General features: G+C 72.3%; 15 protein-coding genes and 1 pseudogene. 8 read left to right on the top strand and 8 right to left on the bottom strand.

The annotated features are described in order from the left end of the window. Window positions 1-204 precede the first annotated feature (204 nt). The gene (locus QK442_RS18025) at window positions 205-561 is read left to right on the top strand and encodes a DUF805 domain-containing protein (protein WP_282694978.1); all 357 of its coding nucleotides are present in this window, start codon (window positions 205-207) and stop codon (window positions 559-561) included. An 88-nt stretch (window positions 562-649) separates the two neighbouring features. Here QK442_RS18025 and QK442_RS18020 read toward each other — a convergent pair whose 3' ends face one another. From QK442_RS18020 to QK442_RS18010, 3 genes are all read right to left on the bottom strand, one after another. Continuing rightward, a complete protein-coding gene (locus QK442_RS18020) occupies window positions 650-1288 on the bottom strand; it encodes a hypothetical protein (protein ID WP_282694977.1) in 639 nt (212 codons plus the stop codon). 161 nt (window positions 1289-1449) lie between these two features. Continuing rightward, a complete protein-coding gene (locus QK442_RS18015; RefSeq protein ID WP_282695072.1) occupies window positions 1450-2844 on the bottom strand; it encodes a metallophosphoesterase in 1395 nt (464 codons plus the stop codon). A 283-nt stretch (window positions 2845-3127) separates the two neighbouring features. Continuing rightward, window positions 3128-4234: a LacI family DNA-binding transcriptional regulator gene (locus tag QK442_RS18010; protein WP_282694976.1), complete on the bottom strand. Its 1107-nt coding sequence runs from the start codon at window positions 4232-4234 to the stop codon at window positions 3128-3130. A gap of 415 nt (window positions 4235-4649) precedes the next feature. On the opposite strand from QK442_RS18010, the gene hisC reads away from it, so the two are divergent. Beyond that, window positions 4650-5747, top strand: a complete 1098-nt coding sequence (gene hisC, locus QK442_RS18005; RefSeq protein ID WP_282694975.1) for a histidinol-phosphate transaminase — start codon at window positions 4650-4652, stop codon at window positions 5745-5747. A 43-nt stretch (window positions 5748-5790) separates the two neighbouring features. Here the strand turns inward: hisC and QK442_RS18000 are convergent, their stop codons facing one another. Next, window positions 5791-6192, bottom strand: coding sequence for a cyclophilin-like fold protein (locus tag QK442_RS18000; RefSeq protein ID WP_282694974.1), 402 nt, complete (start codon window positions 6190-6192; stop codon window positions 5791-5793). A gap of 200 nt (window positions 6193-6392) precedes the next feature. Between QK442_RS18000 and QK442_RS17995 the strand changes: the two genes are divergently transcribed. From QK442_RS17995 to QK442_RS17980, 4 genes are all read left to right on the top strand, one after another. After that, a complete protein-coding gene (locus tag QK442_RS17995; protein ID WP_282694973.1) occupies window positions 6393-7910 on the top strand; it encodes a cytochrome ubiquinol oxidase subunit I in 1518 nt (505 codons plus the stop codon). Between the two features lie 18 nt (window positions 7911-7928). Continuing rightward, window positions 7929-8930 (top strand): cytochrome d ubiquinol oxidase subunit II, encoded by a 1002-nt coding sequence (gene cydB / locus QK442_RS17990; RefSeq protein ID WP_282694972.1) that lies wholly within the window; start codon window positions 7929-7931, stop codon window positions 8928-8930. Between the two features lie 61 nt (window positions 8931-8991). Further along, a complete protein-coding gene (cydD, locus tag QK442_RS17985; RefSeq protein WP_282694971.1) occupies window positions 8992-12576 on the top strand; it encodes a thiol reductant ABC exporter subunit CydD in 3585 nt (1194 codons plus the stop codon). A 9-nt stretch (window positions 12577-12585) separates the two neighbouring features. Continuing rightward, window positions 12586-14304 carry a GAF domain-containing protein gene (locus tag QK442_RS17980; protein ID WP_282694970.1) on the top strand — a complete coding sequence of 573 codons (1719 nt, stop codon included), beginning with the start codon at window positions 12586-12588 and terminating at the stop codon, window positions 14302-14304. Window positions 14305-14340: 36 nt separating this feature from the next. Here QK442_RS17980 and QK442_RS17975 read toward each other — a convergent pair whose 3' ends face one another. Beyond that, the gene (locus QK442_RS17975; protein ID WP_282695071.1) at window positions 14341-15165 is read right to left on the bottom strand and encodes an HAD hydrolase family protein; all 825 of its coding nucleotides are present in this window, start codon (window positions 15163-15165) and stop codon (window positions 14341-14343) included. A gap of 668 nt (window positions 15166-15833) precedes the next feature. Between QK442_RS17975 and QK442_RS17970 the strand changes: the two genes are divergently transcribed. Together QK442_RS17970 and QK442_RS17965 are read left to right on the top strand one after the other, a co-directional pair. Next, window positions 15834-17330, top strand: coding sequence for a hypothetical protein (locus tag QK442_RS17970; protein ID WP_282694969.1), 1497 nt, complete (start codon window positions 15834-15836; stop codon window positions 17328-17330). Between the two features lie 93 nt (window positions 17331-17423). Then, window positions 17424-17525: pseudogene (locus tag QK442_RS17965) on the top strand (LLM class flavin-dependent oxidoreductase); the annotation flags it as partial. 75 nt (window positions 17526-17600) lie between these two features. Here QK442_RS17965 and QK442_RS17960 read toward each other — a convergent pair. The 3 genes from QK442_RS17960 to QK442_RS17950 are packed head-to-tail and all read right to left on the bottom strand — an operon-like array spanning window position 17601 to window position 19511. Next, window positions 17601-18002 carry a DNA-binding protein gene (locus QK442_RS17960; RefSeq protein ID WP_282694968.1) on the bottom strand — a complete coding sequence of 134 codons (402 nt, stop codon included), beginning with the start codon at window positions 18000-18002 and terminating at the stop codon, window positions 17601-17603. Beyond that, window positions 17999-18247, bottom strand: coding sequence for a hypothetical protein (locus tag QK442_RS17955; protein WP_282694967.1), 249 nt, complete (start codon window positions 18245-18247; stop codon window positions 17999-18001). The genes QK442_RS17960 and QK442_RS17955 overlap by 4 nt, the downstream gene beginning before the upstream one ends. A 55-nt stretch (window positions 18248-18302) precedes the next feature. Beyond that, complete coding sequence (locus tag QK442_RS17950) at window positions 18303-19511, bottom strand: hypothetical protein (protein ID WP_282694966.1); 1209 nt, start codon at window positions 19509-19511, stop codon at window positions 18303-18305.

Below are 19511 nucleotides of genomic sequence, written 5' to 3'. Positions count from 1 at the left end.
TCCGAGCCGAGTTCCCATCCGTCCCTGTATGCCACGATCTGCGGATCGTTCGCGTGCTGATCGGGACACGGCCGGGCGGCAGGTTGATGACGTTTCGGTCGGGGGCGCTGATTTTCCTGGTTCCTGAAGGGGCGCATGGATATGTTTCGGCCGCTTGGCTGAATATCGATCTGCCCTGACGAGGGGCACGGGGAGGGAACCCTAGTGAGCTGGTACCTGGCAGTCCTCAAGAACTACGCCGGATTCAGCGGCCGTGCGCGCCGCAAGGAATACTGGATGTTCTTCCTTTTCAACGCCATCGTCGCGCTCCTGCTCGGGGGCCTCAGCGTCGCGGTCGAGACGACGATCCCGTACATGATCTACGTGCTCGCGATCATCGTGCCGTCCCTCGCCGTCAGCGTCCGCCGGCTGCACGACACCGGCCGCTCCGGGTGGTGGCTGCTGTTCGCTTTTGTCCCGGTCGTCGGTGGGATCACGCTCTTCGTCTTCACGGTGCTTGAGGGCCAGAACACGGAGAACGAGTACGGCCCCGACCCCAAGTCCCTGTCTCTGGCCGTCTGACTCGACGTCCGGCCCCATGTGATCGGTTGATCGCATCACCTGACATGCCTCGGCCCGCGGTCCTCCATGGATCGCGGGCCGAGGCGCGTCAGGGGGTCGGCGGGGTCGGGTCGGGGGTGGCGGCGGTGAGGGCGGCGTGGAGGAAGGGCAGGACGCCGCGTTCCAGGAGGGCTTGGCGCCAGGCGGCGCGGGCGCGGGTGAGTTCGTCGTCGGGGGCGGCGGCGCCGCTGACCTCGGCGGGGCTGTTGCGGAGGGCGGTGAGGAGCAGACCGGCGCCGGCGCAGAGGAGGCCGACGGCGGCGAGGGCGCCGAAGACCAGGCCGGCGGTGAGCAGGGTGGTGCCGAGGACGGCGGCCGGGACGAGCAGGTGCACCACGGCACCGACCAGCAGGAAGATCGCGGCGGCCGTGCCGGCGAGGACCGGGACGAGGACGGTGAGGACCGCGACGGCGCCGGGGGGCTCGTCGGGGGCGGCGGTCCGCGGGCGGTTGGACGCGGCGCGGTTCTGCTCGCGCACCTTGACGAAGTGCTCGTACTCGCTCGCCGCCGCCGAGGTGATCAGCGCCGTCGCGTTCAGCGCCATCACGCGGAGCTGGGCGACCGTCAGCCGGGCGCCCGGACCGGTGAGTTCCGGCCGTTCCTGTGCGGTGCGCAGTGCGTCGTCGAGGACGCGCTCGTACTCCGCGCGGTCCTCGGTCAGCAGGTGCGGAGCCACGTTCATGTGCATCCCCCGATGCTCGGTGGGCCGGGACCGGCCGTGGAGAACGGCGGTCCGGGCGGAAGCGGAGGAGAGCCTGCCTACCTGGGGAGACCGATGGTAGGGCCGTGACCGTGCGCGCTGACAGGGGGTTTCCGGAATTCGCCTGCCCCGGCTGCGCAGGGTGAGGATCAGCCTTCCAGGGGGAGTTGGACCACCAGCAGCTTTCCGGCCATGGTCACGCCGCCGTCCATGGCGATGGCGAGCCCGTCGGCGTAGACGTGCGGGCCGTCGACGACCGGGCGGGAGTCCTCCTCGCCGTCCTCCGTGCCGACCTGGCCGAGGAGATACGGGATCGGGCTGTGGCCGTGCACGATCCGGGAGCCGCCGTAGGTGCCGAGCAGCTCCTGGACGGCCTGTGGGCCGGCCTCGTCGCGGAAGGCGAAGCGCTTGGTGAACTTCCGGAAGAGGTCCCAGACCTCGTCGGCGTCGTTGCGCCGGATGATCTCGTGGACCGTCTCGTTGACGTCCTCGATCGTCTCGCCGTACTCCAGGTACGCGGTGGTGTCGGAGTGCAGCAGCAGGTGGCCGTCCTCGTGGACGACGGCGTCGAGCCGGGACATCCACTGGAGGTGGTGTTCCTGGAGGCGGTCCATGTCGTGCTTCTGCCCGCCGTTGAGCAGCCACGCGGCCTGGAAGGTGGCGGTGCCCGCACCGGAGTTGACCGGGGTGTCGCCGAAGCGCTTGGCGCCGATGAGCAGCAGCTCGTGGTTGCCCATGAGGGCCTTGCAGTAGCCGCCGGCGGCGGCGGCCTCGGCGGAGAGCCGCATGACGAGCTCGATGACGCCGATGCCGTCGGGGCCGCGGTCGGTGAAGTCGCCGAGGAACCACAGCCGGGCGTTGCCCGCCGCCCAGCCGCCGTTCTCGTCGACGAGGCCCTGGGCGCGCAGGGCGGCCACGAGTTCGTCGAGGTAACCGTGGACGTCGCCGACGACGTAGAGCGGGCCGGGGCCCTCACCGGTGGGGACGGGCACCGGCGCGGCGGCCGGGGCGACGGGGACCTGGAGGGTGTCGCCGCGCTGGATGACCGGCAGGTCGCGCTCGGTCGGGGTGTAGCCCTCGGGGAACTCGTCGGCGTAGCCCCCGCCGGGGTGACCGGCGGTGGGAGGAACAGGGGGCGCGGCGGGGGCCTGCGGGACGGCGGGAGCCTGCGGGTCGGCGGCGGTCGGGGCGCCGACGGGCGGGGCGGCCGCGGGGGGAGCCGGGTACGCCGTCGGTTCGGCGTGTGCGGACGGCTCCGGGTACGCCGTCGGTTCGGCGGACGCGAGGGGTTCCGGGTACGCGACGGGGTCGGCGTGCGCGGGGGGTTCCGGGTACGCCGTGGGGTCGGGGTACGCCGTCGGCTCCGGGTACGCGGGCGGGCGGGGGCCCAGGTGGAGCGTGGGGTCGGCGGGTGCGGCGGGCGGCTCGGTCGCCTGGCCCTGCACGGGCACCCGGGCGTACGGCGGTACGCGGAAGTCACGCAATGTCGCCGTGCGCTCCACGGGATCCTGCCCGGCCCCCTGAGTCATCGACCCCTCCACCACCGTCGCGATGCCCTGCACATCGCGGACCGGCCTGGTCGGGGTGGTCCGCGGTGTCGTGCGCCCATCATAGGAATGAGGGTCCGCCTGTGTGACGCACCAGGGGTGGTGAATCCGGGTTGGCTCCGGGTTCACCGGTTGTTTCGCCCGAATTGAGAAGGTCCAGTCCAGGGTCGGGTCCGGTGGGGTGGCCGGTTTGGCCGTCTCCGCCCACGGGCAGGGGCGGGACGGCGCTTCGTTCCTTCGGCCGAGCCGGAGGAACGGTCGGAGGAACAGTCGGAGGCGTTCAGTCCTTGGCGGGCGAGCGCGGCGGGCTGACCGTCGTCCGCGGCGAGCGGCGCTGCGAGGAGGTGCGGACGATGAGTTCGGTCGGTATCACCTGCTCGACCGGACCGTCCCCGTCGACCCCCTCGATGGCGTCGATGAGCAGCTGGACGACGGCCGTGCCGATGCGGCGCGGTTTGAGCGAGAGCGTGGTGACGGGCGGTTCGGTGTTGGCGTACACGGTGGACTCGCTGCAGCACACGATCAGCAGGTCGTCGGGGACGCGCAGGCCGTAGCGGCGGGCGGCGGCGAGGAGGTCGGTGCCGTTGGGGTCGAAGAGGCCGTACACGGCGTCGGGGCGGTCGGGGCGGGCGAGCAGCCGGTCGGCCGCGACGGCGCCCGCGCACGGGTCGTGCGCCGGGTAGGCCTCGTAGACGGGGTCCTGTCCGACCCGCTCGCACCAGTCGAGGTACGCGGTGGTGGAGAGGCGGGTGTAGGTGTCGGTGGTGGTGCCGGTGAGGAGGCCGATGCGGCGGGCGCCGGCGGCGGCGAGGTGGTCGAGGAGGTCGAGGACGGCGGCCTCGTGGTCGTTGTCGACCCAGGCCGTCACCGGGAGCGTGCCGGCCGGGCGTCCGTCGGAGACGACGGGGAGCCCCTGCCGGACGAGCTCGGTGACGACGGGGTCGTGGTCGGAGGGGTCGATGACGACGGTGCCGTCGAGGGCGACGTTCGACCAGACGTCGTGGCGGGAGGTGGCGGGGAGGATGACGAGGGCGTAGCCGCGGGCGAGCGCGGCCGAGGTCGCCGCCCTGGCCATCTCCGCGAAGTAGGCGAACTCCGTGAAGGTGAAAGGTTCATCCCCGTACGTGGTCACGGTCAGGCCGATGAGTCCCGACTTGCCGGTGCGGAGCGTGCGGGCCGCCGCGGAGGGGCGGTAGCCCAGCCGGTCGGCGACCTCGCGGACATGCCGGCGGGTGGCGTCCGGGAGACGGCCCTTGCCGTTGAGCGCGTCGGAGACAGTCGTGATGGAGACCCCGGCGGCGGCGGCCACGTCCCGGATGCCTGCCCGGCCCTGCCGGCTTCCCCGGGTCTGTGCCCGGCTCACCTGGTGCTTCCCTGCTGCTGTCATGGCGAGCCGATAGTAGGGCGACGCGGGGTGGGCGAGACGGTCGCATATGCAGGCATTGACAGGCACGTTTCTGCATGGCCGACCGGGCTCAATGTGCATGAAATCCAAGGTAGTTGCTTGATTTCGCATGTGAGTCGGAGTCGTGGGGAGGGATGGGCCTGGCGAGGGGGCGAGGTCTCGAAGCGGTCTCAACTCACCTCTACGGGGGACGCGCGCCACGGCGCTCGCCACCGGCGCACGCCACCCATGCGCGCGCCCCCTGTTCGCGGAGGGCCCGAGGAGGGCCGTGGGGAGGGCCGTCGGCGGGAGTCGTCCACAGAGTTGCAGCCCTGTTGTCCACAGCCCATTCGCAGTGGACGGGAATCCTCATAAAGTGAGAAGCATTGGCGGTACGGACGGTCGAGGAGGCCACACTGTGAGCGAGACCAGCGGGACGAGCACGTCCACCCCGAAGCTGCGCGCCGAGCTGGACGGCATCCCCACCTACAAGCCGGGCAAGCCGGCCGCCTCGGGCGGCCCGGTCGCCTTCAAGCTGTCCTCCAACGAGAACCCCTACCCGCCGCTGCCGGGCGTGATGGAGAGCGCGCTGGCCGCCGCCGCGAGTTTCAACCGCTACCCGGACATGGCCTGCACCGCCCTGTCGGAGGAGCTGGCCGCGCGCTTCGGCGTCCCGGTCTCCCACATCGCCACCGGCACCGGCTCGGTCGGCGTCGCCCAGTCGCTGCTCCAGGCGACCTCGGGCCCGGGCGACGAGGTGATCTACGCCTGGCGCTCCTTCGAGGCGTACCCGATCATCACCCAGATCAGCGGGGCCACCTCGGTGCGGGTGCCGCTGACCGACGGCGAGGTGCACGACCTCGACGCGATGGCGGCGGCGATCACCGACCGGACCCGGCTGATCTTCGTCTGCAACCCCAACAACCCGACGGGCACCGCGGTGCGCCGGGCCGAGCTGGAGCGCTTCCTCGACCGGGTGCCCTCCGACGTCCTGGTGGTGATCGACGAGGCGTACAAGGAGTTCGTCCGCGACGCCGACATCCCGGACGGCATCGAGCTCTACCGCGACCGGCCGAACGTGGCGGTGCTCCGCACCTTCTCCAAGGCGTACGGCCTGGCGGGGCTGCGGGTCGGCTTCGCGATCGCCCACGAGCCGGTGGCGGCGGCGCTGCGCAAGACGGCGGTGCCGTTCGGCGTGAGCCAGCTGGCGCAGGACGCGGCGGTGGCCTCGCTGCGCGCCGAGGACGAACTGCTCGGGCGGGTCGGCTCGCTGGTGGCGGAGCGCGAGCGGGTCCACGCGGGGCTCGTGGCCCAGGGCTGGACCGTGCCGGACGCCCAGGCGAACTTCGTCTGGCTGCGGCTCGGCGAGCGGACCGTGGACTTCGCGGCGGAGTGCGAGCGGCACGGCGTGGTGGTGCGGCCGTTCGCGGGGGAGGGCGTGCGCGTCACGATCGGCGAGACCGAGGCGAACGACCTGTTCCTGAAGGTGGCGGAGAGCTTCCGCCAGGGGGTCTGACCAGGGCTTCAAGAGGCCCGACAAGGCCGGGGAGGCCTTGTCCTCAGGCGCGTTCCACGCGGATCGGGTCGCCGTCGCGGACGGTGGCCAGGATCCGCGGGTCGTCGTCGAGCGAGCCCAGCAGGTTGCACGGGCTCGCCAGCCTGCACTCTCCCCCAGACTCCGTCCGGGGGGACCCCCACGCCCGTGAGATCGGGGTCGGCCCGTAGGGGAGGGCGAGGGCGTCGCCGTCGGTCCAGAAGGCGACCGTGCCGGGGGCGACGACCTGGCGCGCCCCGTCCTCGCGCGGGACGGAGACCGGAGTGTCGAAGTAGACCTCCTCGCCCCAGGTGCGGGCGGTGGAGACGATCGGCAGGACCCCCATGAGCGCCGTGCTCGTGGGGGTCTCGTCGAGGGTGGCCGTGATGTGTCCGGCCGGCCAGGAGAGGCGTATCCGAAGAGTCATGCCTCGGATTCAACAATATGTTGAAGGTCCAGGGAAGGTGTGACCTTCGGTACAGCCCCCCGGCCTCCAGTGCGGATTTCGTATGAGTCATAATGCTTGTGAATGTGAACGCGTTCACAAGCGTGTCCCTGTTCCTCCCGTAAAGGGCGGTTTCGAGGGGGCACACTGCCGATGTCACCACGGCGATGTAAGGAGAAGACGTGGACCTGGCTCTGGCGCCGGAGACTCTGGCGCGCTGGCAGTTCGGCATCACCACCGTCTACCACTTTCTCTTCGTCCCCCTGACGATCTCCCTCGCCGCGCTCACCGCCGGTCTCCAGACCGCCTGGGTCCGCACCGGGAACGAGAAGTACCTCCGGGCGACGAAGTTCTGGGGGAAGCTCTTCCTCATCAACATCGCGATGGGCGTCGTCACCGGCATCGTGCAGGAGTTCCAGTTCGGCATGAACTGGTCGGACTACTCGCGCTTCGTCGGTGACATCTTCGGCGCCCCGCTCGCCTTCGAGGCGCTCATCGCCTTCTTCTTCGAGTCCACCTTCATCGGCCTGTGGATCTTCGGCTGGGACAAGCTGCCGAAGAAGATCCACCTCGCCTGCATCTGGATGGTGTCGATCGGCACCATCCTCTCCGCGTACTTCATCCTGGCCGCCAACTCCTGGATGCAGCACCCGGTCGGCTACCGGATCAACGAGGACCGGGGCCAGGGCCCCCGCGCCGAGCTCACCGACTTCTGGGCGGTGCTCACCCAGAACACCGCGCTGACCCAGTTCTTCCACACCATGACGGCGGCCTTCCTCGTCGGCGGCGCCTTCATGGTCGGCATCTCCGCCTTCCACCTGGCGCGCAAGCGGCACGTCCCCGTCATGCGGACCTCGCTGCGACTCGGACTGATCACCCTGATCATCGCCGGCCTCGGCACCGCCGTCAGCGGCGACGTGCTCGGCAAGGTCATGTTCAAGCAGCAGCCGATGAAGATGGCCGCCGCCGAGGCGCTGTGGGACGGCGAGTCGCCCGCCCCCTTCTCGATCTTCGCCTACGGGGACGTCGAGAAGGGCCACAACAAGGTCGCCGTCGAGATCCCCGGGATACTGTCCTACCTCGCCAACGGCGACTTCGACTCGTACGTCCCCGGCATCAACGACGTCAACAAGGCCGAGCAGGAGAAGTACGGTCCCGGCGACTACCGGCCCAACATCCCCGTCGCCTACTGGGGCTTCCGCTGGATGATCGGCTTCGGCATGGCCTCGCTCGCCGTCGGCGTCGTCGGACTCTGGCTGACCCGCAAGAAGTTCCTGCTCGCCCCCGGGCTGAGGACCGGTGAGGACGAGGTGCCGAACCTCGTCCTCTTCAGGAACAAGGCGCTCAGTCCGAAGCTCGGCAAGTGGTACTGGATCATCGCCCTCTGGACCATGGCGTTCCCGCTGATCGCCAACTCCTGGGGCTGGATCTTCACCGAGATGGGCCGTCAGCCCTGGGTCGTCTACGGCGTGATGCGCACCAGCGCAGCCGTCTCCCCCGGCGTCTCCCAGGGCGAGGTGCTCACCTCGATGATCGTCTTCACCACCCTCTACGCGATCCTCGCCGTCATCGAGGTCAAGCTCCTCGTGAAGTACGTGAAGGCCGGACCGCCCGAGCTCACCGAGGACGACCTCAACCCGCCCACCAGGATCGGCGGGGACACCCGCGACGCCGACCGGCCCATGGCCTTCTCGTACTGAGGCTCAGGAGATCGAGGCATGGAACTCCACGACGTCTGGTTCGTACTCATCGCCGTCCTCTGGACCGGCTACTTCTTCCTGGAGGGATTCGACTTCGGAGTCGGCGTCCTCACCAAGCTGCTCGCTCGCGACCGGCCCGAGAAGCGGGTCCTCATCAACACCATCGGGCCGGTCTGGGACGGCAACGAGGTCTGGCTGCTGACCGCCGGCGGCGCGACCTTCGCGGCCTTCCCCGAGTGGTACGCGACCCTCTTCTCCGGCTTCTACCTGCCGCTCCTGCTCATCCTGGTCTGCCTCATCGTCCGCGGCGTCGCCTTCGAGTACCGGGCGAAGCGGCCCGAGGAGAACTGGCAGCGCAACTGGGAACAGGCCATCTTCTGGACCTCGCTGATCCCGGCCTTCCTGTGGGGCGTGGCCTTCGGCAACATCGTCCGGGGCGTGAAGATCGACCAGGGGATGGAGTACGTCGGCACCTTCTGGGACCTGCTCAACCCGTACGCCCTCCTCGGCGGACTGGTCACCCTCACCCTCTTCACCTTCCACGGCACGGTCTTCACTGCGCTCAAGACGGTCGGCGACATCCGTGACCGGGCCCGCGCCCTCGCGGTGAAGCTGGGGGTGGTCACGGCGGGGCTCGCGCTCGTCTTCCTGATCTGGACCCAGATCGACTCGGGCGACGGCTGGAGCTTCGCGGCGCTGCTGATCGCGGCGGTCTCGCTGGTCGGCGCGATCGGTGCGGTCAGGGCCGGGCGCGAGGGCTGGTCGTTCGGGCTCTCGGGGGTGACGATCGCCGCCGCGGTCGCGATGCTGTTCCTGGCGCTCTTCCCGAACGTCATGCCGTCCTCGCTCGACCCCGCGTGGAGCCTGACGGTGACGAACGCGTCGTCGAGCCCGTACACGCTCAAGATCATGACCTGGTGCGCGGCGGTCGCCACCCCGCTGGTCCTGCTCTACCAGGGCTGGACCTACTGGGTGTTCCGCAAGCGGATCGGCACCCAGCACATCGCCGACGCCCACTAGGACCTTCCTCCAGAAGGGGCCTCTCACCGAGGGTCCTGTCTCACAGAGGGGCATGTTTCACGTGAAACCGATCGACCCGCGTCTGCTCCGGTACGCCCGGGCGACCCGCTTCTTCCTCGTCGCGGTCGTCGTGCTCGGCCTGGCCGGGGCGGCGCTGGTCGTCGCCCAGGCGATGCTCATCGCCGAGATCGTGGTGGGGGCCTTCCAGAAGGGCCTGTCGGTCTCCGGACTGACCACTCCCCTGCTGCTGCTCGCGGGGGTCGCGGTGGCGCGGGGCCTCGTCTCCTGGCTGACCGAGCTCGCCGCCCACCGGGCGAGCGCGGCGGTCAAGTCCGAACTGCGCGGCCGGCTCCTGGAACGGGCCACCGCCCTCGGACCGGGCTGGCTCGGCGGCCAGCGGACCGGCTCGCTCATCGCCCTCGCCACCCGGGGCGTGGACGCGCTCGACGACTACTTCGCCCGCTACCTGCCCCAGCTCGGCCTGGCGGTCGTCGTCCCGGCCGCGGTCCTCGCGCGGATCGTCACCGAGGACTGGGTCTCGGCCGCGATCATCGTCGTCACCCTGCCGCTCATCCCGGTCTTCATGGTCCTGATCGGCTGGTACACCCAGGCCCGGATGGACCGGCAGTGGAAGCTGCTCTCCCGGCTCTCCGGCCACTTCCTCGACGTCGTCGCCGGACTGCCCACCCTCAAGGTCTTCGGCCGGGCCAAGGCCCAGGCCGCCTCGATCCGCGCCATCACCGCCGACTACCGGCGGGCGACCATGCGCACCCTGCGGATCGCCTTCCTGTCCTCCTTCGCCCTGGAACTGCTCTCCACGCTCTCGGTGGCGCTCGTCGCCGTCACCATCGGCATGCGGCTCGTCCACGGCACCCTCGACCTCTACACCGGGCTCGTCATCCTGGTCCTCGCCCCCGAGGCGTATCTGCCGCTGCGCCAGGTCGGCGCGCAGTTCCACGCGGCGGCGGAGGGGCTCGCGGCGGCCGAGGAGATCTTCGACGTGCTCGGGACGCCGGTGCGGGGCGGCGGTACACGGGCGGTGCCGGAGACGCTCCGGATCGACCTCGACCGGGTGACGGTCCGCCACCCGGGGCGCGCGGAGCCCTCGTTGGACGCGGCGAGCCTCACCGTCGAGCCGGGGGAGACGGTGGCCCTCGTCGGGCCGAGCGGGGCAGGGAAGTCGACCCTGCTCGATGTCGTCCTCGGCTTCACGGAGCCGGAGGAGGGCGGAGCCGTACGCATCGGGGGAGTGGACCTCGCGGAGCTTGACGCGGACGCCTGGCGGTCGCGGATCGCGTGGGTGCCGCAGCGGCCGTACCTCTTCGCCGGGACCATCGCCGAGAACGTACGGCTCGCCCGGCCGGAGGCCACGGACGCGGAGGTGCGGGCGGCGCTGCGGGACGCCGGGGCGGACTCCTTCGTGGACGGGCTTCCCGAGGGTGCCGCGACCGTGCTCGGGGAGGACGGGGCCGGACTCTCGGCCGGTCAGCGGCAGCGGCTCGCGCTCGCGCGGGCGTTTCTCGCGGACCGGCCGTTGCTGCTGCTCGACGAGCCGACGGCGGCGCTGGACGGGGAGACGGAGGCGGGGGTCGTCGAGGCGGTGCGGAGGCTGTCCGTCGGGCGGACGGTGCTGTTGGTCGTGCATCGGCCGGCGTTGTTGGCTGTGGCGGATCGGGTGGTGACGATCGGGGGCGCGGTGTCGGCCGTGGCGGTGGGCGGGGCCGTCGCGGGTGCGGGCCCGGTGGTCGGCGACGGGTCCGTCGTGGAGGTGTGCCCACCGGTTCCGGCCCTCGCGGAACGCCTGCCCACACCCGGAACCGCGGGCGTCGGCGGGGTGCTCGCCCGGGTTCGGGGGGCTGCCGGGGCGCTCAAGGGGCGGATGGGGCTCGCGTTGGGGCTGGGGAGTCTGGCGCTCGGGTCGGCCGTGGGGCTCATGGCCGTTTCCGGGTGGCTCATCTCCCGGGCTTCGGAGCAGCCGCCCGTGCTGCATCTGATGGTCGCCGTCACCGCCACCCGGGCCTTCGGGATCGGGCGGGCCGTCTTCCGGTACGCCGAGCGGCTCGTCTCGCACGACGCCGCGCTGCGGATCCTCGCCGAGCTGCGGGTCTCCGTCTACCGACGCCTTGAGCGGATCGCGCCCGCCGGGCTGCGCCGCACCCGGCGCGGCGACCTGCTCTCCCGGCTCGTCCAGGACGTCGACGCCCTCCAGGACTACTGGCTGCGCTGGCTGCTGCCGGCCGGTGCCGCGCTCGTCGTGGGGCTCGGGGCGGTCGGCTTCACCGCCTGGGTGCTGCCCGAGGCGGGCGCCGTGCTCGCGGTGGGCCTGCTCGTCGCGGGCGTGCTCGTGCCGCCGCTCGGCGGCGCCCTGGCCCGCCGGGCCGAGCGGCGGCTCGCCCCGGCGCGCGGGGCACTCGCGACCGCCGTGGCCGATCCGCTGCGCGGCTGCGCCGAGCTGACCGTGGCCGGGGCACTGCGGGACCGGCTCGACCGGGCGCGGGCCGCCGACCGCACCCTCACCGGCATCGCCTCCCGGCAGTCCGCCGCGACCGCGCTCGGCGCCGGGCTCTCGGCCGTGGTGTGCGGCCTGACGGTGGCGGCCGCGGCCCTCGTCGGCGTCCAGGCCGTCCGGGACGGCCGGCTCGACGGGGTCGCCCTCGCGGTCGTCGTGCTCACCCCGCTCGCCGCCTTCGAGGCCGTCACGGGCCTGCCGCTCGCCGTGCAGTACCGGCAGCGGGCCAGGCACAGCGCCGAGCGGGTCTTCGAGGTGCTGGACGCGCCCGTCCCCGTACACGAGCCGGAGACGCCCGCCGCTCCCCCGGCGAGCCCGTTCCCGCTGGAACTCGCGGGGGTGGGGGCGCGGTACGCCGGGCAGGAGCGGCCCGCGCTCGACGGGTTCGCGCTCACCCTGGAGGCCGGGCGGCGGGTCGCCGTCGTCGGCGCCTCCGGTTCGGGCAAGACGACGCTCGCGCAGGTGCTGCTGCGGTTCCTGGACGCGGAGTCCGGCACGTACCGGCTCGGCGGGGTGGACGCGCGGGAGCTCGATGGCGACGACGTACGCCGCTTCGTCGGGCTCTGCGCGCAGGACGCGCACCTCTTCGACAGCTCCGTACGGGAGAACCTGCGGCTCGCCCGTACCGGCGCGAGCGACCAGGAGCTGCGGGAGGCGCTGCGCCGGGCCCGGCTCCTCGACTGGGTGGACGGCCTGCCCGAGGGGCTCGACACCCTGGTGGGCGAGCACGGCTCGAAGCTCTCCGGCGGCCAGCGGCAGCGGCTCGCGCTGGCCCGCGCGCTCCTCGCCGACTTCCCGGTCCTCGTCCTCGACGAGCCGGCCGAGCACCTGGACCTGGCCACCGCCGACGCGCTCACCGACGACCTGCTGCGCGCCACCGAGGGCCGTACCACCGTCCTCGTCACCCACCGGCTGCGCGGACTCGACGCGGTCGACGAGGTGGTGGTCCTGGACGGCGGCCGGACGGTGCAGCGCGGACCGTACGCGGAGCTCGCCGCCGAGGACGGGCCGCTGCGCCGGATGCTGGAGCAGGAGCGGGCGGCCGATCTTCTCCTCGGCAGGGCCGTCTCTCTCCTCGACCGCCCCGCCCCCGTCTCCGCGACCGTTCGGCTTTTCTCCCAAAAGGGGACTAACTAGGCTCGGTCCATGACCGCCGCCGCCACGCCCGCCTCGCCGGACGACCCCCTGGTGACCGCCACGGAGGCCACCCGGAGCCTCCAGGGGCTGTCCACGGAGCTGACCGCCCGGGTGCCGCAGCTGCTCGAAGCCATGCGGTCGGTGGGCAGCGGCCTCGAACTCCACACCACCCTCGACCGGATCTGCGAGACCGCCGCGGAGCTCTCCGGCGCCCGCTACGCGGCCATCGGGGTCGTCGACGAGGCCGGCGAGGGCCTCTCCGACTTCGTCACGTACGGCGTCGGCGAGGACATGGCCCGGCGCATCGGGCACCGGCCCGACGGGCACGCCGGGCTGCTCGGCGCGATCGTCCGCGAGCCGCGGACGATCCGGCTCGCCGACCTCACCACCGACCCGCGCTCCGGCGGCTTCCCGCCGGGCCATCCGGAGATGCGGACCTTCCTCGGCGTCCCCATCCGTGTCCAGGGCGAGATCTTCGGCAACCTCTACCTCGCGGAGAAGCGGGGCGGCGAGGAGTTCGACGACCACGACGAGCACATGGTCCGGGTCCTCGCCACCGAGGCCGGCATCGCCATCGGCAACGCCCGGCTCTACGAGGCGGCGTGCCGGCGCGAGCGGTGGATCGACGGCTCGGTCGCCGTCACCACCGCCCTGCTCTCCGGCGGCGACGCCGACGACGCCCTCACCGTCGTCGCCGAGCAGGCCCGCAGGCTCGCCGACGCGGACGCCGGGATCGTGCTGCTGCCGGCCGAGGAGGGCGGTCTGGAGATCGTCGCGGTCTCCTCGGCCCGCCCCACCAAGGCCCTCGGCGTGGTGCTCCCGCCGGAGAGCCCGGTCGTGGAGCTGCTCCTGGACGGCGAGGCGGTCTTCTCCCCGGACGCCTCCGCCGATCCGCGCATGATCAGCCGGCTGACCTCCGTCTACGGGCCGATCATGCTGCTGCCGCTGCAGAGCGGCGGCCGGGTCCTGGGCGCGCTCGCGATGCCCCGCGCCCGGGACGCCCGCCCCTTCACGGAGGCCGAGCGGACCCTCGCCACCCAGTTCGCCTCGCAGGCCGCGCTCGCGCTGATGATGGCCGAGGCGCAGCGCGACCGGGAGCGGCTCGCGGTCTTCGAGGACCGCGACCGGATCGCCCGCGACCTGCACGACCTCGTCATCCAGCGGCTCTTCGCCACCGGGATGATGCTGGAGAGCGCCCAGCGGAAGGCGGTCGTGCCCGCTGTCCACGAGGGCGTCGGCAAGGCCGTGGACGAGCTGGACGTGACCATCCAGGAGATCCGTACGGCGATCTTCGCGCTCCAGCAGGGCCCCACGGAGGCCCCGTCGGGGCTGCGCACCCGGGTTCTGCGGGAGATCAACATGGCGGCGGTGCCGCTGGGCTTCAAGCCCGCGCACCGCTTCCTCGGCGCGATCGACACCACCGTCGGCGAGCTGACCGGCAAGAACCTGATCGCCGCGCTCCGCGAGGCGCTGTCCAACGCCTTCCGGCACGCCGGGGCGGGCAGGATCGAGGTCGTCGTCGACGCGACCGCGACCCTGCCGGACGGTTCGCCCGGGGTGCGGCTCACGGTCGCGGACGACGGCGTCGGCCTCCCGGAGGGCGGCCGGCGCAGCGGCCTGCGCAACCTCGCCCGCCGTGCCGAGTCGCTCGGCGGCGCGAGCTGGTGCGGGCCGGGGATCGGCGAGGACGGCGGCGGTACGGCGGTGGTGTGGGAGGCGCCGCTCTGACCGCCGCTCCGGACCGGCCGCTCTGGACCGGCCGCTCTAGACCTTGTCCTTCCGGGCCTCCAGGGCTTCGGCGACGAGTTCTTCGATGACGACGGCGACGCCGTCCTCGTTGTTGCCGACCGTACGGCCCGAGGCGGCGGCGATCACCTCGGAGTGGGCGTTGCCCATGGCGTACGAGCGGCCGGCCCAGCTCAGCATCTCGATGTCGTTCGGCATGTCGCCGAAGGCCACGACCTCGTCCGCCGAGATGCCCCGCTGGGCGCAGCAGAGGGCGAGCGTCGACGCCTTGGAGACGCCGAGGGCGCTGATCTCGACGAGCGCGGTGGGGCTGGAGCGGGTGAAGGCGGCGAGGTCGCCCGCGGCCTGCCGGGCGGTGGCCAGGAAGGCGTCGGGGTCGAGCCCGGGGTGCTGGGCGAGCAGTTTGAGGACGGGTGCGGCGGCGCCCGGCGCCTCCTCGTACAGCAGTTTCTCGGCGGTGGCGACGGTGGCGCCGGGGTCGAGGTGGAAGGGCGGGTAGTGCGGCTCGTAGTGGATGCCGGTGGTCAGCTCGACGGCGAAGCTGGTGCCGGGGGCGGCGGCCCGCAGGGCCCGTACGACGTCGAGGGCGACGGACCGGGCCAGCGGCCGGACCTCCAGGAAGACGCCGCCCGCGTGCAGGTCCACGACGGCGGCGCCGTTGGCGCAGATGGCCAGGCCGTGGCCGTGGACGTGGGCGCTGACCACGTCCATCCAGCGGGCCGGGCGGCCGGTGACGAAGAAGACCTCGATGCCCGCGCGCTCGGCCGCCGCGAGAGCGGCGACGGTGCGCTCGGAGACGGACTTGTCGTCGCGCAGGAGGGTGCCGTCGAGATCGGTGGCGATGAGCCGGGCGGCGGGGCGGCCGGGGGGAGCGCTGACAAGCGTGTCGGCGGTCCGGGTCGATGGTCGGGGAGAGGTCACCTCCTCATTGTTCCGCACCGACCGCACGGGCGTGCGGGTCACTGCACATTTGAGTGGTTCTCGTGGGGGGCGGCGCCGGTGCGGGCGTGGACGCGCGCGGGTCGGAGCGCTGGCGAGGCAGCAGGAAACCGGCCGCGATCAGCCGCAGCAGGCCGCCGAAGCGGGCGACCGGGAGTCGGACGGCGGCGAGGGCGATGGTGGCGCCGGACGGCGGCGGTGGTGACGGTGGCGCCGGACGGCGGCGGTGGTGACGGTGGCGCCGGGGGCGCGGATGCCGGGCCGGTGGAGCCGGGCGAAGGCGGTGACGGCGTAGCGCGCGAGCGGGACGGAGGCCCTGGACCGGAGCGTCGCGGCGGCCCGGACGGGGCGGGCAGAGCGAGGGAATGCGTAAGCGGGGGCGGGGGCGGGGCGTCGGTCGTGCCGTGCTCCTTCAAGGACCGGGATTGCCGAGCGCGGGCAGTCAGGGACGGCTTTCATGGCCGTGAACAGCCCTGCCCGGCCCCTTGCCCGCGGGCGGATCATGCCGACCGGCGGAGAACCCGTCCGCCCGCTGTTCGTCCGCTGGTCGACCTAGGGCAGGAGGTGAATCCATGGCACGCACCCGCGCTGTCGTCCGTCCTTCGGGTGCGGTACCCCCCTGGCCGGTGGCCGGACCGGTCGCGGCCGTCATAGCCCTGCCCGGCGGGGCGGCGGCAGGAGCGCTTCTGACCGGGGGCGTGCTGTGGTTGCTGGACCTCGGTGACGGCAGCAGCGAGGCGCTGTACACCATCGGAGGCGCCCTCGGTCTGTGGATCACCTGGTGGCCGTTGCTCCGCTCCGTGCGGGCGGACCGGCTCTGGGCCTGGACCGGCGCTCTCGTGGCAGCCGCCCTGGCCGCCGCGTCGGCCGTCTCCTCGACGGGAGAGTACGTACGGCCGGTGTGGTCGGCCCCGCACGACACCCAGGCCGGCGTGCCGGCCGTGGGCAGCTGGCACGACGCCGGCGTCGTCGTCCGGGTGCGGGCGGACCGGGCGACCGCCTTCCGGGTCGACGGCGGGAGCACCGCCTGGAACTGGAGCCCTCCCGGCCGGGAGACGATCTGCACCCTGAGCCGTCGGACGGCAGAGGGCATCGGAGTCCTCGGCCACACCACGGACGGCACGTCCTGCACGGCCGCGACCGCCCTGGACCTGGGCACGGGGCGGGAGATCTGGCGCTCCTCCATGGCGCCGGTGGACCGGCTCTCGGAGGACCAGGCCCCCGACCTGATCGCGGTCACCGGTACGACCGCGGTCCTGCCCGAGGCCCGGGGGTGGCGGGCCGTCCGGCTGTCCGACGGGAAGGACCGCTGGCGCGCCGCGAGCGAGAAGGGCTGCACCCCCTTCCTCGCCGACGGCGACGACCGCACCGTGGTGACCGTCGACCAGTGCGGTACGCGCACCGCGCCCGCGCTGGCCACGTACGCGGGACACGACGGCCGGCGACTCGGCCGCGGCCGCGTACCCGCCGTCGGCACCCCGCGGTTCCTGACGGTCCTGGCAGCCGACCCCCCGACCCTCTGGGTGCACGAGGGCGACCTCCGAGGCACCCGCGCAGTGCTCCGCTACGACGAGCGGGGCGACATCCGCACCACGCTGCCGACGGACGGCCCCACGGGGGAGATCCGGATCCTGCCCGGACCCTCCAGCGCCTACCTTTCCGTGCTGAAGGCCCGCCCGGTCCGCTCGGCGGCCGTCGTCGGCGACACCTTGGTGGCCGCAGAGGTGCGCCCCGGCGACCGGCGGTGGGTGTCCAGCGGCAACAAGCCGGGATACCAGACCTCGCAGGGCCGGATATCCGGGTTCTCCCTGACTGACGGCACCCGGCTCTGGAGCGTCGACACCGACGACGAGATCGAAGCGGTGGTCCGCCACGGGGAAGAGGTCTGGACGATCGGCGGCGGCGAGCTGACGGCCGTCTCCCCCGGTACCGGTCTGCGGACCCACGAGATCGCGACACGGGACACCCGCACCGGATCCCCCGCCGACCTGTGGCTCCTCGGACCCGGTGGGTACGCCTTGGTCCGCGCGGACGGAGGCAGAGCGGCACCCGTCACCGTCCTGCGCTGAACACGAGGAGACGGACGGACACCACCTGCCGGCAGCGCACACGCCGCCGCTCTGTCCGTGGACCGGTGCGGCCGATGCCGGGCCTCGTCCCCCTGGCGCTCCTTCCGGGACGGGCCGTGGTTCGGCGCGGTCCCCACGCTCACGGCGGCGGCTACGGCGACCCGGCGTATGCGCCGGGGAACCCTCGTCACGTCAGTCAAGCCTCGTTCGCCCGTCGCGGCCTGACCTGGGAAGACGTAGGCCGGGCGGCTTGGTCCCGACCGAAGCGGATCAGAGCGCGATGAGTCGGACGTGACTGCCGCACAGCTTGGCCATGCCGTCGACGTCCGACGTGAGCATGGCCACCGGGCCCGGCTGGCGAAGCGCCAGCTCGGCGACGGTGGCATCGATCGCGTGCTTGTGGCCGTGTAGGCCGGCCTCCTTCAGCAGCCCGGCGGCGGCTCTGGCCGCCTGCTCGGTCACCGCTTCCACCTTGACCTGGGAGAGCGCCCAGTTCAGCCGGGCGGTGTTCACCCGGGCGTGCATGACTTCCACGATGGTGTTGGAACAGACCACCAGATCGGCAGCCATCGAATGGAAGGACCGGATCATCGCGAGCACCTCCCGGTCCTGCGAGATCCAGGCGGACAGCCCTTGGGAGTCCAGAACGACGGTCTCGATGCGGTGGTTCACGCGGCGCTCGCCGACTCCTCGTGCCCGGCCGTGCCGAAGATTCTGGCCTGGGCCGCGGCCAGCTCCTCGTCCGTGAACGCGCCGTGCTCCTCCTCGTAGCGGCGCAGCTCCTCACCGAGCAGCTGGTGCCTGATCTGGCGGGCGACCGCCTCCGCCACGTAGCCGGAGACGTTGTCCGTGAGCCTTTTCAGCTCCGCCACCTGCTCGGTGGGCAGAGTGACCGTGATGCGGGTCGTATCAGCCATGGGGCAAGCATACTTCGGTATGCGCGCCCTCCGTCGGGCTTCTTCGCCTACGAGCTCAGCGCCGTCCCGCACCGAGCAACTCGCACAGCCGGTCGCCTATCACTGACACCCCAGGGCGCGGATCGCTTTCGTAGTACCAGGGCTTGCGCCGGCGCAGCAGCGCGTCGCCATGCTCGCTCCAGGTGAATCCGGGCTTCCTCAGCAGCTTCCGGAACACGCCGTCCGCTGTCTCCGGATGAGCGGCGGCCAGGCGGCGGATCGGCAGTGGTGTGATCGACTCCTCGCGCAGGTACGTGCGCAGCAGGTCCTGGTGCTGTCTGCGGCCCGCGAGGGCCGGATCGGCGAAGAGGTCCCGCAGCATCCCGTAGTCGGCGTAGAAGTTGAGCCCGTCGATCTGGTCGTAGATGACGCCGACGGTGTCCGAACCCGCCAGTTCTGCCGGTAGCTCGAAGGAGGGCAGGCCCGGGCCGGGGAGCCGCCTGCGTCGGGCACGGCCGGGCGGTGCGGCGACGGCGGCCTGCTGGCGGTGGCGGTAGTAGGCGTTGAGGAGGTCCTCGGCCTCCGCAGGCGGAAGGACCAGTTCGTCGCCGCCGCAGAACTCGATGAACGCGGCCCGGTCCTCCCGCATCCGCTGCCAGCCCTGCTCGATCTTCTCGGCATTGCGGAAGACCAGTTCGGGGTGGTGCGTGGCCAGTCGCAGAGCGGCTTGGGCGATGTCGGTGGCGCTGGACCTGGGGTAGCTCGTCATCGCCCCGGATACCAGCCACGCCCCGTCGGCCGGGTGGACGGGTACCAGGCAGGTGTGAAGGAATCCCCCCTTGGACACTCCACGGAACGCCGCCCGGCCGACGTTCGAGTACGCGCGGTACTCCAGGTCGTCGACCAGGTTCAGCAGGACGACGGCATCGCCGTCCTTGCGCTGGATCTCGAAGATGCCCTCGACCGGGTCACGCCAGCCGAGCAGCATCTCCCGGTCGGACGGGGGCAAGTCCTTCCGGCCGGCGACGAACCGGTCCACGACGGTCGAACCATCCGGCAGGCGGTACCGCAGGATGAAGTGATCGGTGATCCGGATCGCCTCACCCTCGTCCAGTTGCCGTGTAGACCCAGCGGCCTCCAGCAGGAGGGGCGTCAACCACCGTTCGAACCGCGCGCCCTGAGCGAAGGCGACCAGATTCTCTTTCAGCTCGGCACCGCGCTCGATGAGATCGGTCAACGACGGTTCGCCGGAGCCCTGATGCGCGCTCTGTACGGCCTCAGCCAC

The sequence above is a fragment of the Streptomyces sp. CC208A genome (genome assembly GCF_030010625.1).
Lineage (GTDB): Bacteria > Actinomycetota > Actinomycetes > Streptomycetales > Streptomycetaceae > Streptomyces.
The sequence above is the reverse complement of the archived record's forward strand: the minus strand, read 5'-3'. Positions and strand labels throughout refer to the sequence as shown.

Coding starts and splice junctions, on each gene's coding strand:
- QK442_RS18020 (WP_282694977.1), bottom strand. CDS start 1,288: ATGCACATGAACGTGGCTCCGCACCTGCTGACCGAGGACCGCGCGGAG.
- QK442_RS18010 (WP_282694976.1), bottom strand. CDS start 4,234: ATGACAGCAGCAGGGAAGCACCAGGTGAGCCGGGCACAGACCCGGGGA.
- QK442_RS18000 (WP_282694974.1), bottom strand. CDS start 6,192: ATGACTCTTCGGATACGCCTCTCCTGGCCGGCCGGACACATCACGGCC.
- cydB (WP_282694972.1), top strand. CDS start 7,929: ATGGAACTCCACGACGTCTGGTTCGTACTCATCGCCGTCCTCTGGACC.
- QK442_RS17980 (WP_282694970.1), top strand. CDS start 12,586: ATGACCGCCGCCGCCACGCCCGCCTCGCCGGACGACCCCCTGGTGACC.
- QK442_RS17970 (WP_282694969.1), top strand. CDS start 15,834: ATGGCACGCACCCGCGCTGTCGTCCGTCCTTCGGGTGCGGTACCCCCC.
- QK442_RS17955 (WP_282694967.1), bottom strand. CDS start 18,247: ATGGCTGATACGACCCGCATCACGGTCACTCTGCCCACCGAGCAGGTG.